Annotated in this window: 15 protein-coding genes and 1 pseudogene; 1 reads left to right on the top strand and 15 read right to left on the bottom strand. The window is 46.3% G+C overall.

The window, feature by feature from the left end; genetic code table 11:
• Positions 1-36: 36 nt before the first annotated feature.
• Positions 37-1143 (bottom strand): ribosome biogenesis GTPase YqeH, encoded by a 1107-nt coding sequence (yqeH, locus tag DHL47_RS05225; protein WP_209551136.1) that lies wholly within the window; start codon positions 1141-1143, stop codon positions 37-39.
• Between the two features lie 6 nt (positions 1144-1149).
• Positions 1150-1677, bottom strand: a complete 528-nt coding sequence (locus DHL47_RS05220) for a YqeG family HAD IIIA-type phosphatase (RefSeq protein ID WP_241209258.1) — start codon at positions 1675-1677, stop codon at positions 1150-1152.
• A 129-nt stretch (positions 1678-1806) separates the two neighbouring features.
• Between DHL47_RS05220 and DHL47_RS05215 the strand changes: the two genes are divergently transcribed.
• Positions 1807-2433: a TVP38/TMEM64 family protein gene (locus DHL47_RS05215; RefSeq protein WP_209551135.1), complete on the top strand. Its 627-nt coding sequence runs from the start codon at positions 1807-1809 to the stop codon at positions 2431-2433.
• Between the two features lie 55 nt (positions 2434-2488).
• Here DHL47_RS05215 and DHL47_RS05210 read toward each other — a convergent pair whose 3' ends face one another.
• From DHL47_RS05210 to codY, 13 genes and pseudogenes are all read right to left on the bottom strand, one after another.
• Entirely contained in the window at positions 2489-3535 is a 1047-nt protein-coding gene (locus DHL47_RS05210; protein ID WP_209551134.1) for a 2,3-butanediol dehydrogenase, read from the bottom strand.
• 101 nt (positions 3536-3636) lie between these two features.
• On the bottom strand, positions 3637-3993 hold the full coding sequence (locus DHL47_RS05205; RefSeq protein WP_002907115.1) for a hypothetical protein: 357 nt from the start codon (positions 3991-3993) through the stop codon (positions 3637-3639).
• A gap of 79 nt (positions 3994-4072) precedes the next feature.
• A complete protein-coding gene (locus DHL47_RS05200) occupies positions 4073-4507 on the bottom strand; it encodes a hypothetical protein (protein ID WP_209551133.1) in 435 nt (144 codons plus the stop codon).
• Positions 4507-4923, bottom strand: coding sequence for a hypothetical protein (locus DHL47_RS05195; RefSeq protein WP_128834304.1), 417 nt, complete (start codon positions 4921-4923; stop codon positions 4507-4509). Before DHL47_RS05195 ends, DHL47_RS05200 begins: the two co-directional genes overlap by 1 nt.
• Positions 4916-6181 (bottom strand): Tle-like phospholipase domain-containing protein, encoded by a 1266-nt coding sequence (locus DHL47_RS05190; RefSeq protein ID WP_209551132.1) that lies wholly within the window; start codon positions 6179-6181, stop codon positions 4916-4918. Before DHL47_RS05190 ends, DHL47_RS05195 begins: the two co-directional genes overlap by 8 nt.
• Positions 6182-6183: 2 nt before the next feature.
• Complete coding sequence (locus tag DHL47_RS05185; protein WP_128834306.1) at positions 6184-6900, bottom strand: tandem-type lipoprotein; 717 nt, start codon at positions 6898-6900, stop codon at positions 6184-6186.
• A gap of 88 nt (positions 6901-6988) precedes the next feature.
• Positions 6989-7639 (bottom strand): annotated as a pseudogene (locus DHL47_RS05180) (Tle-like phospholipase domain-containing protein); the annotation flags it as partial.
• A gap of 556 nt (positions 7640-8195) precedes the next feature.
• Positions 8196-9629, bottom strand: a complete 1434-nt coding sequence (gene gatB / locus DHL47_RS05175) for an Asp-tRNA(Asn)/Glu-tRNA(Gln) amidotransferase subunit GatB (RefSeq protein WP_209551131.1) — start codon at positions 9627-9629, stop codon at positions 8196-8198.
• Positions 9629-11095, bottom strand: a complete 1467-nt coding sequence (gene gatA, locus DHL47_RS05170) for an Asp-tRNA(Asn)/Glu-tRNA(Gln) amidotransferase subunit GatA (RefSeq protein WP_209551130.1) — start codon at positions 11093-11095, stop codon at positions 9629-9631. Before gatA ends, gatB begins: the two co-directional genes overlap by 1 nt.
• A complete protein-coding gene (gene gatC / locus DHL47_RS05165; RefSeq protein ID WP_209551129.1) occupies positions 11095-11397 on the bottom strand; it encodes an Asp-tRNA(Asn)/Glu-tRNA(Gln) amidotransferase subunit GatC in 303 nt (100 codons plus the stop codon). Before gatC ends, gatA begins: the two co-directional genes overlap by 1 nt.
• Positions 11398-11517: 120 nt before the next feature.
• Positions 11518-13266 carry an aspartate--tRNA ligase gene (gene aspS, locus DHL47_RS05160; RefSeq protein WP_209551128.1) on the bottom strand — a complete coding sequence of 583 codons (1749 nt, stop codon included), beginning with the start codon at positions 13264-13266 and terminating at the stop codon, positions 11518-11520.
• Positions 13267-13565: 299 nt separating this feature from the next.
• Positions 13566-14123 carry a cysteine hydrolase family protein gene (locus tag DHL47_RS05155; RefSeq protein ID WP_209551127.1) on the bottom strand — a complete coding sequence of 186 codons (558 nt, stop codon included), beginning with the start codon at positions 14121-14123 and terminating at the stop codon, positions 13566-13568.
• Positions 14123-14911: a GTP-sensing pleiotropic transcriptional regulator CodY gene (codY, locus tag DHL47_RS05150; RefSeq protein ID WP_128834318.1), complete on the bottom strand. Its 789-nt coding sequence runs from the start codon at positions 14909-14911 to the stop codon at positions 14123-14125. Before codY ends, DHL47_RS05155 begins: the two co-directional genes overlap by 1 nt.
• Between the last annotated feature and the right edge of the window lie 469 nt (positions 14912-15380).

Raw genomic sequence — 15380 nt, 5'->3', positions numbered from 1 at the left:
CGCCTTTCCTTCCTGTTTCTAATGGTATTTTAAAATTTAGATCAGTGCCTTCCGAGTGACCACTGCTACGCCCTCCGGCGCCCAGCCAGCTACTCGGGCAGGTCCGCTGACCCGAACCCAGCCCAAGCCTGAAAAGACCAGATCTGTCTTTTCATCAATGCGAAACTCATGCTTGACCAGCTTAGGGAAATCCAGCATTTCCTTGCTGCGGGGCGGCACCAAGAGACTGCCGGCATGCTTGTCGTAAAATTCATCCGCTCCTGCCAGCTTGGTCCGGTGAAGTTGGAGCTCATTGTCAAAGTAAGCCGTGAAGCCCTGCCTGTCCCCCGAGATAAAATCAAAGCGGCCCAAACCGGCGAGAAAGAGGGTCTGCTCTGGATTGAGCTGGTAAGTTTTGGGCTTGATTTCCTTCTTAGGACTGACATATTTGAGGTCCTTGGCTGACAGATAATGGGCCATCTGGTGACGGTGGATAATGCCCGGCGTGTCATAGATATGACTGCCGTCTGCCAGAGGAATTTCAATCTTGTCCAGAGTCGTCCCCGGAAAGCGGGAGGTCGTGATCAGCTCCTTGTTTCCAGTAATTTCCTGAATGATAGCATTGATCAAAGTAGACTTGCCAACATTGGTCACACCGACCACATAAACATCACGGCCCCGGCGATAATACTCAATCTTGTCCATCAGCTCTTTAATAGCCTGCTTGTTCTGAGCAGAGGTCAGGACAGTATCAACTGGCCTCAGCCCCTCCTCATGCGCCCGCTCTGTCAGCCACTGGGTGACCTTGCTGTCCTTGACCGACTTGGGCAGGATGTCTTTTTTATTGCCGACCAAGAGCACATCATTACCGGCCGCAAAGCGGGGCAGTCCGGGAATGACTGATCCATTGAAGTCAAAAATGTCGACCACATTGACCACCAAGGCATCGCTGTCTCCGACCTCATGGAGGAGGCGGAGAAAGTCATCGTCTGTCAGCTGGACATCTGTGATTTCATTATAATGGCGCAGCCTGAAGCAGCGCTGACAGTAGAGTTCGCCGCTGGCCAAGCCCTTTTCCAGTGCTGACTGCGGCGTGTAGCCCAGCTGGTCTTTCTTTTCTGTCTGAATAGGGGCACCGCAGCCAATACAGAGAAGTTCTTCCATCTAATCTTACATTCCTTTTTTATAGTCAATCGGTCCGTATGTTTCAGCAATCTTTTTCAGGACCCGGCGCTCACGCGCCCGATTAATCTGTGTTTTGATCGAATCATGCTCCACCAAAGGCTTGACCAAAATCGATCGAATACCCGCCCGATGGGCAGCCCGTATATCGGTCATGAGCTGATCGCCGACCATGACCACCTCCTGCTTTTCAAAGTGAAAGAGCTTCAGCGCCCGGTCAATGCCCCAAGTAAAGGGCTTCATAGACCAGTAAACATAGTCAATCCCAAACTTTTCGACAGCCCGCCGGACCCGCTTCTTGGTATTATTGGACACCACAATAACCCTGATGCCGGCATCCCGCAGATCATGAAGCCACTGCTTCATCTCAGGGGTTCCGTCAGGATTGTTCCAGGCAATAAGGGTATTGTCCAAATCCACCAACACCGCCTTAATCCCATGCTTCTTCAAACTTTCTACTGTCAAGTCATAAACTGCCTCAATCGCAAAATCGGGCATATAATCTTCAATCGCCACATTCTTCTCCAAAAATCGTATTCTCACTATTATAGCATAAAATAGGCTTTTTGGCACATTCTGCCTCAAAGCTTACAAAAAGCGCAAAACATGATATAGTAGAGATAGCAATATTCTACGGAGGTTTTTATGGCAGGCAAAAACAGAGAAATGAATGCCGTCTCCCCTCTTCTGCAAAAAATCATCAACTGGTCCTCTATCATCGGAGCTGTGGGCACGATTGCCTTCTGCATCTGGGCTTATCAGGCAGGTATCCTGCAGTCAAAGGAAACCCTGTCGGCCTTTATCCAGCAGGCAGGCATCTGGGGACCGCCCCTCTTTATCTTTTTGCAGATTTTACAGACAGTTGTGCCCATTATCCCAGGGGCTTTGACCTCTGTTGCCGGCGTCTTTATCTATGGACATATCATCGGCACTCTTTACAACTACATCGGCATTGTCATCGGCTGCGCTGCCATCTTCTATCTGGCCCGTACCTATGGCCCTGCCTTTGTCCAGTCCGTCGTCAGCAGGCGCACCTATGATAAGTACATCGGCTGGCTGGATGAAGGCAACCGCTTTGAGCGCTTCTTTATTTTCATGATGATTTGGCCCATCAGTCCGGCTGACTTCCTCTGCATGCTGGCTGCTCTGACCAAGATGACCTTTCGGAAATACATGATTATCATCCTCCTCTGCAAGCCCATCACTCTCGTCATCTATACCTACGGACTGACCTATATCATTGACTTTTTCTGGAAAATGCTGGCAAAGTAAAGAGACAGGGTTCCACTTCCTGTCTCTTTTTCTGTGCCGTAGTGCTGCAGCATTTCTACTCAGGTGATACTAAGATTTTAATCTGTGCCTTATCCTGAGTCAGCTCAATAAAACCGTCTTGGACGATATTTTCCAGTTTGATTTTCTTAGTCACCAGCTTATCTGCTGCAAAATAGCCCTGCTCCATGAGTTCCAAAACTTTAGGGAAGATATGCCGATAGGCAATAATCCCCTTGAGGGTCTTTTCCTGAATGGCAAATTCATTTGGATTAATGTTAGCTTCTCGTTCCCAGATAGAAACAACCATACATTCTCCAGCCTTGTGGACTGCTGCCAAAGCTTGGCCCAGCACCGCTGGTACACCGGTCACTTCATAAGACACATCTGCTCCGCCGCCGGTCAGACGGTGAATGGCTGCCACTGTATCTTCGCCTTCTTCCGGCCGCACGATAATGGCCCCAAGCTCCTCTGCCTTGGCTTGACGTTCTGGAGATAATTCAACTCCATAAATCTTAGAGGCACCGGCTGCCCGCAGGGCTTCGACGATTAGGAGCCCGATTGGCCCCAAACCGAAAACAACTGCTGTGTCGCCCGTCTTAAGAGCTGACTGACGGACCGCGTAAACAGCCACAGCAGCAGGTTCTGTCAAGGCTGCCTGCTCATAGCTAAGGCTGTCTGGAACTTTGTGAACAATGTCTCCGTCCAAAACACAGTATTTGGCAAAACCACCGTCTGCCGCCAAACCGACAAAGTTTAGATTAGGGTCCAGATTATAATCACCGACAAGATTATGCTTAGCCAAAATGGGCTCAACTGTCACCCGATCGCCAACCTTGACCCGGGTCACATCACTGCCAACCTCGACAATCTCCCCGGCAAACTCATGACCCAGCGTAACCGGTGCCTTCTGACCGGAGTAGACATGCTCAGTTTCTGTCGGGATAAAAATCGGTCCGTCCAGATATTCATGCAAGTCAGTTCCACAGATTCCTGTATACTTGACCGCAATCTTGACCTGATGCGGCTGGACCTCAGGTACATCCACTTCTTCAATACGGACATCTTTAGCGCCATACCAACGCGCAGCATTCATTTTTGCCATAAACATACCTCGCTTTATAATTTGTTAGTTTTATTGTAAACCCTTTCAGAAATCTTGTCAAAAAATAGCATACAAAAAACCAGCATCAGCTGGTCATAGACTTATTCTGCAATTCTAGCAGTATAAAAAGGCAAAAGGAAGAGGAAGCTAATACAAAGAATCAAGAGAATCACACGAAGCCATCCGCCAAATAGAAGCGCAACCACTAAAGTTACTAAATAAACGGAAAAATTAGTAAAATTAGTTTCAATCAGCAAGGTTTGGCCTGCTTTAACTGTCACTGGCTTGGTTTTCATAGGAGCAGAACCCGCACGGACTTCTGCTTCATTAGCTGCAATTGGAAAAACAACCTCTTCTCCGTTTTTGATTGCGCCAACTTTCTGGCCATCGATAAAGACTGGAAACTTCCCAATAATCCCTACAAAACCTGTCTCGCGTTTGATTTTAATTTCCGACATAAAAGACTCCTTTGTTTTTTTATTATTTTAACATAGAAGGTAAAAGAATATATAAAATTTAACAGAATCTATGGTAAAACTAAACCAACTGTTCCCATTTGAGATTTTCTTTATTAACTGAATCCTGAGTGGCAGTTGAAAACTCGCCTTTAATTTCTGAATCGATTTGATTATTTACGGAATCAATCGTTTTCTTGGTTTTTTCACCGATTTCCTTTACTTCTTTATCAAACCCCTTAATAATACGAGTTATTGCTCGTTTTTTAGCAGGAACATATAAAGTACAGATAAGTGCTCTTTCCAAGTCTTTTTCGATTTTACTGTAAGCTTCATTAGATCGTAATTGATCCATCCCCCAATCGTAAGCTCCATGTATGCTATCTTCTACATCCCTTACTATTGGGATATTGTCTCTAGCCATACCGTTAAGTTCAGAGACTATATTACCTATGTTATCCAGTGTATCTGAGGCAAAATCATAAATTCCATTGCCAACATCTTCAAATAATCCCATCAATTTTCCTCCTGTTCCTCATCTGTCTGGTATGATTTTAACTCACTAGAAAGTTGCTCAATAACCCTCTCTTGTTTTCGATATTCTTTTTTATATCTATCTTCTAAGTCATTATATTCTCTTTCCAGCTCATGTCGCCGAGTCAAAAACTCTTCTTCATTCACCATCCTATATCGTTCAATTGTTCCTACCGCAGCTTCAAGCATGTCCTCAGTCGCATCAGGCATTTTTGAATAAGCTGATAACACAATAGAATGTTTTTCATCAAATTTTTGATTCAGACCCTTATTAAACTCATTCAATAACCCCCATTTGGTGTCCAGGTCATCCTTGGACTTTCTAAACTTATTATTAATATTATAGAGCTCTTCTTGGGCATCCACTAGCTTATCCCTAATCTTACTCCACTTATCCATGAGCAATTAATCCTTGTAGTTCTGTATCTTTTTGAACAATTTGTTCAACCCCTGCCTTAATTTTTGTCTCCAAGTCTACAAAAGAAGTTGCAATCGTATCTGCATTTGATTTAACTGATTGGCAATGACTATCCACCGCTTCTACTGTAGAGATATAATTCACGCCACTTTCGTTATAGGTTTGCTTGACTTCATCGGGAGAGAGGATGAAGCCAAAAGGTACATCATCAAGAGTATCGTACAATGCTTTGGCCTTCTCAACAGCACTTGTCACTTTTGCTTCTATAAAGGTGATAGCTGCTGTTGAGGCAGTAGATAAACCGCTAGCGACGACCAACGCTTGCTCAGAATCTAGTGCAATTAGTTCTGCCTTGGACAACCCATTTGGAGAACCCGTACCGATATCATTGACTTTGAATCGTTCTTTTTTACTTTGAACGCCTTTTAATTTGACTTGAGTACTTCTTTCGACGTTCTCTATAGCAATAGTAGACTGTTCAATCTTCTGGATATCACCACTAACCGCCCGCAGATCGCCCATTAAGTGACCACCTGAATGTGGAATGACATATTCATCACCCAAATAAACTCCACCAAAACGATCAGACCATTTATTAAGAGGATCTTGCTCTGTTGTAATACGTGTCACACTTCCTGTGAACCTAGCTTTGTCACTTTCTATCTCAGCTATATTTTTTGCAGAAGCGAGTGCTAACAAAGGATTACCTATGAGTCCATTCCCAACAACTGCACCTGTAGGAACATAGAGAGGAGCTGAGTTATAGACAATGGTTTTCGGAGCATTGTATTTCAGAGCGACACGCTGAGCGACATTTCCACCCAGTGAGTGACCTGTCAAGATAACATCTTCTGGATTTAAGTCATTCTTTTTAAGAACATCCTCATAAAACTGATAAGCCGAGCTATAATGATGCCCCGTCCCAACCCCAATACCGATTCCATCTGTCAAGATTGCATCATTTGCTAAGTCAGTATCAGGATTGGTTCCTGTATAAGCAATAATGGTTTTTCCACTTGTAGTATCTTTAAAGGCAGCCCCGCTGGTTCCTGTATGAGGGTCACGAAAACTGGACACATACTCGAAATTCTCGGGCATTGCAACATTTTCTTGTTTCGAATATTCTCTTAATAAATTATTTGTCCCTTCGACCCCTTTAATTCTTGCTTTTTCAAATTCATAGCTTAATTGAGAGGCATCTAGTGTTGGGATCTTTCCATCCAAAGTTTTAAGAGCCATTATTACTCCCCCTGCTTCTTCTCTGAAATAACTTCAGAATAATATGAATAGTAGTAATCATTCTTGTCACGAAACTCCAATGAATAACCAAAGTCATTGTTATGGATTGTCTCATAAAAAATATTTACTGACATATCTAAATCATTACCACCATTCAATCCCATATACTGATTCACTATTTTATTTTTTACTTGATAAGTAATAGTTGCTGAACCAGTTTCAGGACTATATGATTTTTGTTTTACTTTCAATTTCTTTAACTCATCATTTGAAATTGTGAATAATTGTACTAATAGTTTTGAGTGTTTTAAATTAAAAATTTCTTCATCACTATTGCTCACTAAATGAAGATTTCCACCTTTATAGTATACTTCCTTTTGAAATAGAACCTCTTCTTCTAAATGACCATTTGAGTCCGTCATTGCCCTTCGTTTAACCAATTCTCCTGCTATTTCTTTAGTATTTGGATTTCCATTCAGTGTTATTTCAAAACTAATAGACGGACTATCTTCTGTTTCTTGTCTAGATTCAGTACTAATAATCTGAAAACCATGTGGAAACTTATCAAACAGGTCTTCCAAATTTTCCGTTGGATAGACCTTGCTGAGCTCAGCTGCCTTCCCTTCGATAAATTTTCGACTATTCTTTTCACTACATCCAGCTAATATCATCATTCCAAGCCCTCCTAATAACATTATCATTGCAATTTTTTTAAACATGGATTGCTCCTCCTTCTCAGAATCCAAGATAGTTACTTAAATTATACCAGTTTTAAGGTTCGGATTCAATCTAGGCAACAGCCCCAATATTCAAAGGATCTTTCTCTGTCGTAATCCGTGTCACACTTCCTGTGAACCTAGCTTTGTCACTTTCTATCTCAGCTATATTTTTTGCAGAAGCGAGTGCTAACAAAGGATTACCTATGAGTCCATTCCCAACAACTGCACCTGTAGGAACATAGAGAGGAGCTGAGTTATAGACAATGGTTTTCGGAGCATTGTATTTCAGAGCGACACGCTGAGCGACATTTCCACCCAGTGAGTGACCTGTCAAGATAACATCTTCTGGATTTAAGTCATTCTTTTTAAGAACATCCTCATAAAACTGATAAGCCGAGCTATAATGATGCCCCGTCCCAACCCCAATACCGATTCCATCTGTCAAGATTGCATCATTTGCTAAGTCAGTATCAGGATTGGTTCCTGTATAAGCAATAATGGTTTTTCCACTTGTAGTATCTTTAAAGGCAGCCCCGCTGGTTCCTGTATGAGGGTCACGAAAGCTGGACACGTATTCGAAAGTAGGGGGCATGATTTTGTTTTCGGTCTTAAAATATCTATCTACAACATTATCATCAGTCGCTCCCTTAATTCTGGCCTTTTCAAATTCATAGCTTAATTGAGAGGCATCTAGTGTTGGAATGGTTGCATCAAGAGTAACTGTTTTTTCTTCACCCATTTTTTACCTCATATTATTTATGTATTCCAATACTATAACTTTTCACGCCAATTTTTAATTTTGATAAGACGTCTCTATTAATCGTAAATTCTTGTAGCAATCGTTTAGGATTCCTTATCGTTACATTTACCTGAAGAATCTTCAATTGAATCATCCCATCTTGATAAACAATTTCACCTTCATAGAGTATTTATGTATGTTCTTTATCATTATCAATAGTTACTTTCTTCCATAAATAGTCCCAGTAATTCTTTGATTCTCAATATTACCTTTTAACTTTACAGATTGGAACAAAGATCCTCCCTTTCCTTGTCATCATAAAGGTCTTCACTTCAAATACTAAACCCACCTGGAATCTTATCAAACAGGTCTTCCAAATTTTCTGTCGGATAGACCTTGCTGAGCTCAGCTGCCTTCCCTTCAATAAATTTTCGACTACTATTTTAACTACATCCAGCTAACATAATCATCCCAAGCTCTCCTAATAATATCTTCATTGCTATTTTTTAGATTTCTACATAAAAAACCAGCCTCTTGACTGGTTTTCTACTTATTTCTATAATTTCTCCAACTCTTGATTGAGCAGTTTTTGTGCTACTTGTGGGTTGGCTTGACCCTTAGTGGCCTTCATAAGTTGACCAATCAGTGACTTGGCCGCATTCTTATTGCCGCCCTTGTAGTCATTGATGGCTTTTTCATTGTTGGCAAAGACTTCCTGAATGATTGGCAGAAGCTGGGCAGGGTCTGAGATTTGGACCAGACCGGCTTTTTCCACATATTCCTTGGCAGAGCCGCCGTTTTTAGCCAGATGGACAAAGACCTTCTTAGCAATCTTAGAGGAGATGGTGCCGTCTGCGATGAGAGCAATCATTTCCGTCAGATTGTCCGGTGTCAGCTCAATCTCTGCGATGGTCTTACCTTCAGCATTGAGGTATTGAGCCACTTCTCCTTGGAGCCAGTTAGAGACAGCTTTGGCATCACCGCCTGCTGCCACCGCAGCTTCAAAGAAGTCTGAGACGGCCTTGGTCGCTGTCAGCTGCTTGGCATCGTAGTCAGACAGGCCGTAGTCGCCCACATACTGAGCCCGGCGCTCTTTTGGAAAAGCCGGCAGACTGCTGCGGACCTGCTCAATCCAAGCATCCTCAATCTCAAAAATCGGCAGGTCTGGCTCTGGGAAATAACGGTAGTCAGCCGAACCTTCCTTGACCCGCATGAGCAGGGTTTCGCCTGTCGCCTCGTCATAACGGCGGGTTTCCTGACGGATCTGGCCGCCGCTGCGCAGGATTTCTGCCTGGCGTTTTTCCTCAAAAGCCAGACCCTTGCGGACAAAGTTAAAGGAATTGAGGTTTTTCAGCTCGGTCTTGGTACCGAATTCTTTCTGGCCGTAAGGACGGATAGAAATATTGGCGTCCACCCGCATGGAGCCTTCCTCCATCTTGACATCGGAAATGCCGGTGTACTGGATGATTTCCTTGAGGGCTGTCAGATAGGCATAAGCCTCCTCTGGGCTGCGCATATCCGCTTCAGACACAATCTCAATCAGGGGCACCCCTTGGCGGTTGAGGTCTACATAAGAGTAGCCGTCTGCTCCGTGGGTATTTTTCCCAGCGTCTTCCTCCAAGTGGGCCCGCTCGATGCGGATTTTCTTGGTTGTGCCGTCTTCCAGCTCAATCTCAATCCAGCCATTGTAGCCGATGGGCTCATCAAACTGGGAAATCTGATAGGCCTTAGGATTGTCAGGATAGAAGTAATTCTTGCGGTCAAAGTGCATCTTCTGGTGGATGTCCATGTTCAGCGCCAGAGCCGCCTTAATCCCATAGTCGATAACCCCCTTGTTCATGACAGGCAGGACACCCGGGAAGGACCAGTCAATGATGTTGGTATTGGCATTGGGATCTTCACCGAAGTGGGCCGGGGCTGGTGAGAAAATCTTTGAATGGGTTTTCAATTCAACATGGACTTCCAGTCCAATCACTGTTTCAAAGTTCATTATTTTTCACCTCCAAAGATAAGGGGCTGCTGCTTGTGGTAGTCGGTCGTCGCTTCAAAGGCTGCAGCTGCCTGATAGATGGTCGCTTCATCAAAATGATTCCCAATCAGCTGCAGGCCGACAGGAAGGCCGTCCGCAAAGCCAGCCGGAATCGAAATGCCCGGAAGTCCTGCCAGATTGACTGGAATGGTCAAGAGGTCGGCCAGATACATGGCCACCGGGTCTTGGTTTTGGCTGCCCAAGTCATAAGCAACAGTCGGTGCAGTTGGGCCCAAGATTAGGTCATATGTTTCAAAAACCTTGGCAAAATCCTGCATAATCAAGGTCCGGACCTGACCTGCTTTCTTGAAGTAGGCATCGTAATAACCAGAGGACAGGCTGAAGGTTCCCAGCATGATGCGGCGTTTGACCTCATCGCCAAAGCCTTCGCTGCGGGATTTGACATAGACATCTTCCAAATTCTCAATACCTTCTGCGCGGTAGCCATAGCGAATACCGTCAAAGCGCTGCAGGTTGGAGCTGGCTTCAGAAGAGGCAATGATATAGTAAACCGCCACACCGTACTTGCTGTGGGGCAGGCTGACTTCCTCAACGACAGCTCCCAGACTTTCCAAGTGCTTAGCCGCAGCCAGAATGGTTTCCTTGACTTTCTCATCAATCCCTTCGCCCATGTATTCCTTAGGCAGGGCAATTTTCAGACCCTTGATGTCCTGGCCAATCTTGCTGGCAAAATCCGGCACCAGCTGCTTGGAGGATGTCGAATCTTTCGGGTCGTTGCCGGAAATGACCTTCAAAAGCTGGGCATTTTCCTTGACTGTCTGAGAAAAAGGCCCAATCTGATCCAGTGAAGAACCAAAAGCAATGAGACCAAAGCGGGACACCCGTCCGTAGGTTGGCTTAAGGCCGACTACACCGTTAAAGGAAGCCGGCTGGCGGATAGAGCCGCCCGTGTCAGATCCCAGAGACAGACGGACCTGTCCAGAAGCAACAGCCGTCGCAGAACCACCAGATGAACCGCCGGGAACCTTGCGGCTGTCCCAAGCATTCTTGGTCGTCTTGAAGTAAGAATTTTCGCTGGATCCGCCCATGGCAAACTCGTCCATGTTGGTCTTGCCGACGATGACCATATCCTGGCCATAGAGTTTTTCCACGCTGGTCGCATCGAAAATGGGCTTGTAGTTGTAAAGCATTTTTGAGGCAGCGGTTGTCAGGATGCCCTTGGTTGAGATATTGTCTTTGACCGCCAGCGGAATCCCGCTCATGAGATTTTCCGCATCAATCCCCTTAGCATCTACAGCTGCAGCCTGAGCCAGCGCTTCTTCTTCGCTGATGGTAATGAAGCTGTCCACAGCTGCTTCGCGCTCCTTAATATCTGCCAGAGTCGCCTGGGTCAGCTCCACTGCGGAAATTTCCTTCTTGACCAGCAGGTCGTGCAGCTCTTCAATGGTCTTGTGATTCAAAGTCATTAGGCATCTCCTCCGTCATCCAGGATAGCAGGCACTTTGATATAGCCCCGCTCTTTTTCAGGCACATTTTGGAAGAGCATTTCCCGGTCCCAGCCAGGCTGAGCCGCATCTTCCCGCATGTAGTTGACATTGTCTGCTACATTGGAAGTGAAGGGAACGCCCTCCGTATCCACTTCCTTGAGCAGTTCGACCATGTCGACAATCTTTGATAAGGTCGTCGCAAACTCCGCCCTTTCCTCTGGCGAAAAAGCCAGTTTGGACAGATTGGCAACGTGGGTTACTTCTTCTTGAGTGATTTTCATCTCGAATTCCTTTCGTGAGTATTGGCCGGACTATTCAGAAATTTATTTCAGTAGCTTAGCCCCATTCCTTTCCTGCTGTCTTTCAGGAAATCGCATCATTTCATTTTACCACATTTGAGGCTAATTCTTCAATTCCAAATGCAGTTCTTTCACTTGTCTCGGATCCACCAGACTTGGACTTTCCAGCATCGGATCAAAGCCGGTGCCGTTTTTTGGAAAGGCAATGACTTGGCGGATATTTTCTTCCCCAGCCAAAATCATAACCAAGCGATCCAAGCCCAGAGCCAGACCTCCATGCGGCGGGAAGCCATAGTCCAAGGCTTCAAGGAAGAAGCCAAAGTCCCGCTCATAGTCCTCACGGCTCATACCCAATAGCTCAAACATGGCTTCCTGAGCCTTCCTGTCATGAATCCGCAGGCTGCCGCCTCCGATTTCATAGCCATTGAGCACAATATCATAGGCCCGGCTGCCCAGCTGACCGGGATTTTCCCCCGGCTCCTGTCCATCTTCAAAGATGCCCTGAGTGAAAGGATGGTGCATGGCCTGATAGCGGTTTTGGTCTTCATTCCACTCCAGTAGTGGCCAATCCACAACCCAGAGGAAATGAAGCAGGCTCGGATCAATCAATTCTAAAGCTTTTGCGACTTCTATGCGCAGATGACCCAAAGCTTCCTGGGCCCGGCGTTTCTTGGCCATGACCAGCAGAATCAGGTCGCCGTCTCTGGCTTCAAAGCGCTCGATAACAGCCTCGCTTTCTGCCTCCAAGGCCGAAGCTAAATCACCGGACAGCTGACCATTTTCAAGCTGGAGACTGACCAAGCGGCTGCAGCCAAATTCCTTCACCTCTTGGTAGAAATGGCTGAGCTGCTTCTTGCTGAAGGCAGCCGCCGCATCCGGCACGCAGATCCCCATCAGCTCTTCTTGGCTGTCCAAGGCCTTTTTGATCAGGAGCGAGTCATTGTCCCGGCATAAGTCTGTCAGACTTTTCAGCTCGAGTCCAAAGCGGGTATCCGGCTTGTCTGAGCCAAAACGGCTCATAGCCTCTTCATAACTGATGGTCGGAAAGGCTTGGGGCAGCTCCAGACCGCGCGTTTTCTGGACAACGGCCTTGAGCATAGCCTCGACCAGCGCCCGAATCTCCTCTTCGCTGGCAAAGCTCAGCTCCAAGTCCACCTGTGTGAACTCGGGCTGGCGGTCGCCCCGCAGGTCTTCGTCACGGAAACAGCGGACAATCTGATAATAGCGTTCAAGACCAGCCCCCATCAGGAGCTGCTTGAGCATCTGCGGACTCTGCGGCAGGGCGTAGAATTGATTCTTAAAGACCCGGCTGGGAACCAAAAAGTCGCGCGCTCCTTCTGGCGTTGACTTGGTCAGGTAAGGCGTTTCTACTTCCAAGAAATCCAGCTGATTGAGATAATCGCGAATTGCTGACGTCACCTGATGGCGAAGTTTGAGATTATTGGTCATCTGCTCGCGGCGCAGGTCCAGATAGCGGTAGCGCTGCCGCAGGTCTTCTCCCGTATGGGCATGCTGGTCCAGCTCAAAGGGCAGGGGCTTGCTGCTGGCAATGACTTCAATCTTCTCCGCCCGCAGCTCCACCTGACCGGACTTGATGGCTTTGTTGACGAAGCGCTCCTCACGCTGGACGACCTGCCCGGTCACTGCAAGGACATCTTCTTTCTTGAGCTCTTCCAGCTTGGTAAAATCTGCAATCTCACCGCTGACAAAGACCTGCAGCAGCCCTTCTCGGTCCCGCAGCTCAATAAAGGCCAGTTTGCCGTGATGGCGGATATTGGCTACCCAGCCAGTCGCTGTCAGGGTCTGTCCGACTTGAGCCAGACCGTAATTACCGATAAAAATTTCTTTCATGTTTTCCCTCTCTTATCAATGTGACATTCTGAAAGTAAGCATATCGCTCGCATAAGCATTGAACTTCTGCACTTACAAAATAAAAAAACTCCCGTCCTAAAAACAGACGAGAGCCGTGGTACCACTGTTATTCGCCGCCTTAAAAGGCGGCCTCTGGGCTCGTAACGGGAGCAGCGTTTGTGCTTGGTCACACAAAAGATGTTGAAGCATGTTCTTCGGTTCTTGCTCCCTTGGCGCCGCTCTCAGCTATCAGCACTCTCTGTGCAAGTCAGCAAGCCTACTCTGCTTCTCTTTTACTCTTAAATTGTATCTATTATAGTCGAACCGAGGACATTTTGCAAGTGGTTGAGGGCAAATTGATGATTTTCTTCCGAAATGGAAGCCACGGCCGGTGCGACCACCTCAATCTGATAGCCCAGATTATAGGCATCAATCGCTGTATGCAGGACACAAATGTCCGTCAGAACACCGGTCAGAATCACCGTATCCACCTTTCTCTCCCGCAGGCGAATGTCCAAGTCCGTGCCTGAAAAGGCAGAATAATGGCGCTTATCCATCCAAAAAACCCGCTCATCCTGCTGGTGTGTCTCATAGAAATCAGCCAGAGGACCATAAAGATTTCGCCCGCTCGTTCCCTTGATATTATGCGGCGGAAAGAGGCGGCTTTCTGGATGAAAAGCATCCTTTTCATCATGGGCATCAATGGCAAAGAAGATGTAATCCCCCCGCTCAAAGGCTGCCTCTGTCACCCGGGCAATTCCCTCAGAGATGGCCTGAGCCGGCGCACCCGCCGTCAGCTTGCCCTCGTCAGCCACAAAGTCAACTGTGTAATCGATGGAAATCAGCGCTTTTGCCATCAGTAGTCCCTCTTTTTAATTTCCTCAAAGACATCGGGAATCAGCACTTTCAGATAGGTTCCCTTCATCCCCAGTGAACGGCTCTCAATAATCCCGGCACTTTCCAGCTTGCGCAGGGCATTGACAATCACCGAACGGGTAATGCCAATCCGATCCGCAATCACAGAAGCAGTCAGCTGGCCTTCATTGCCCTTCAGCTCACTTAAAATAGCTGAGACGGCCCGCAGTTCCGAGTAAGACAGGGTATTGACCGCCATGGTCACCGCCGTCCGGCGGCGGATATTCTTCTCGTCCTCTTCCCGCTGGAAGTTGAGCAGCTGAATGCCGACCACCGTGCTGGCAATCTCTACCAAAATCAGGTCATCATCATCAAATTCCTTATCGTTGCGCCAGATAATCAGTGAGCCCAGACGAATCCCAGAGACATGAATAGGGGCAATCGTTGTCAGCCCTTCAGGAAATTCATTCTTGGTTTCTACTGGAAAAATGGTCAAGTCATGAGCAACCGGCAGATTGGCCTCTGTTTCATAGACCATATTCGCTTCATGGACATACTCCTCCGGGAAATTCTTATCCTGGAAAAAGGCTTCTACGCGGTCATTGTTGGTCTTGTAGCGCATGAAATACCCCAGCAGCCGGCCCTTGCTGTTGATAATGCAGGCATTGCAGTGGATAATATCTGCCAGCTGGCGCGTAATGGCGTTATAGGGCAGCTCCTCCTGCAGCTGCTCCTCCGAGCGCTTCAAGATGGATGTAATTTTTCTTGTCTTTTCTAATAAATTGGCCATACATTTACCTCATATTTAATAGTTTCATTATAACATAATGCCGTCTGAATTTCAATAATTATCTGAAAATTGTTTATTGAAAAACAATTGCCTACAATTCAGGCGATGCAGCTTGTCTGATACTCATTTTGCCTGATTGGAAACGGTATATCGTCAACTGGTTTATCTTTTATTACTTTGCTAGCTCGCCTTGCTTTAACAGTCCGAGGGAGTGAGAGTGGGACAGACTCAGCCCGAACCTAGAAACAAGATAGTGAGGTAGAAAGGTTGTAGATGAGGAGGCTGAGACAAAAGTCTTTCAGTCTCGCTTTGTTTTGGTAAAAAACTTTTGGCGCGGTAGCTGATTGCTCAAAAGCTCCAGTGGAGGTTTTGAGGTTATAGATAAAGCTTCTGAGAGGAAGCAACAAAAGCACTGCTTTGAGGTTATGGATGAAACATCCGTTAGGATGTGTCAAGACTGTTCGTCTTT

Origin of the sequence: Streptococcus panodentis (assembly GCF_017884005.1) — a bacterium.
GTDB classification, from domain to species: Bacteria; Bacillota; Bacilli; order Lactobacillales; family Streptococcaceae; genus Streptococcus; species Streptococcus panodentis.
This window is presented reverse-complemented; position numbering and strand designations above follow the sequence as displayed.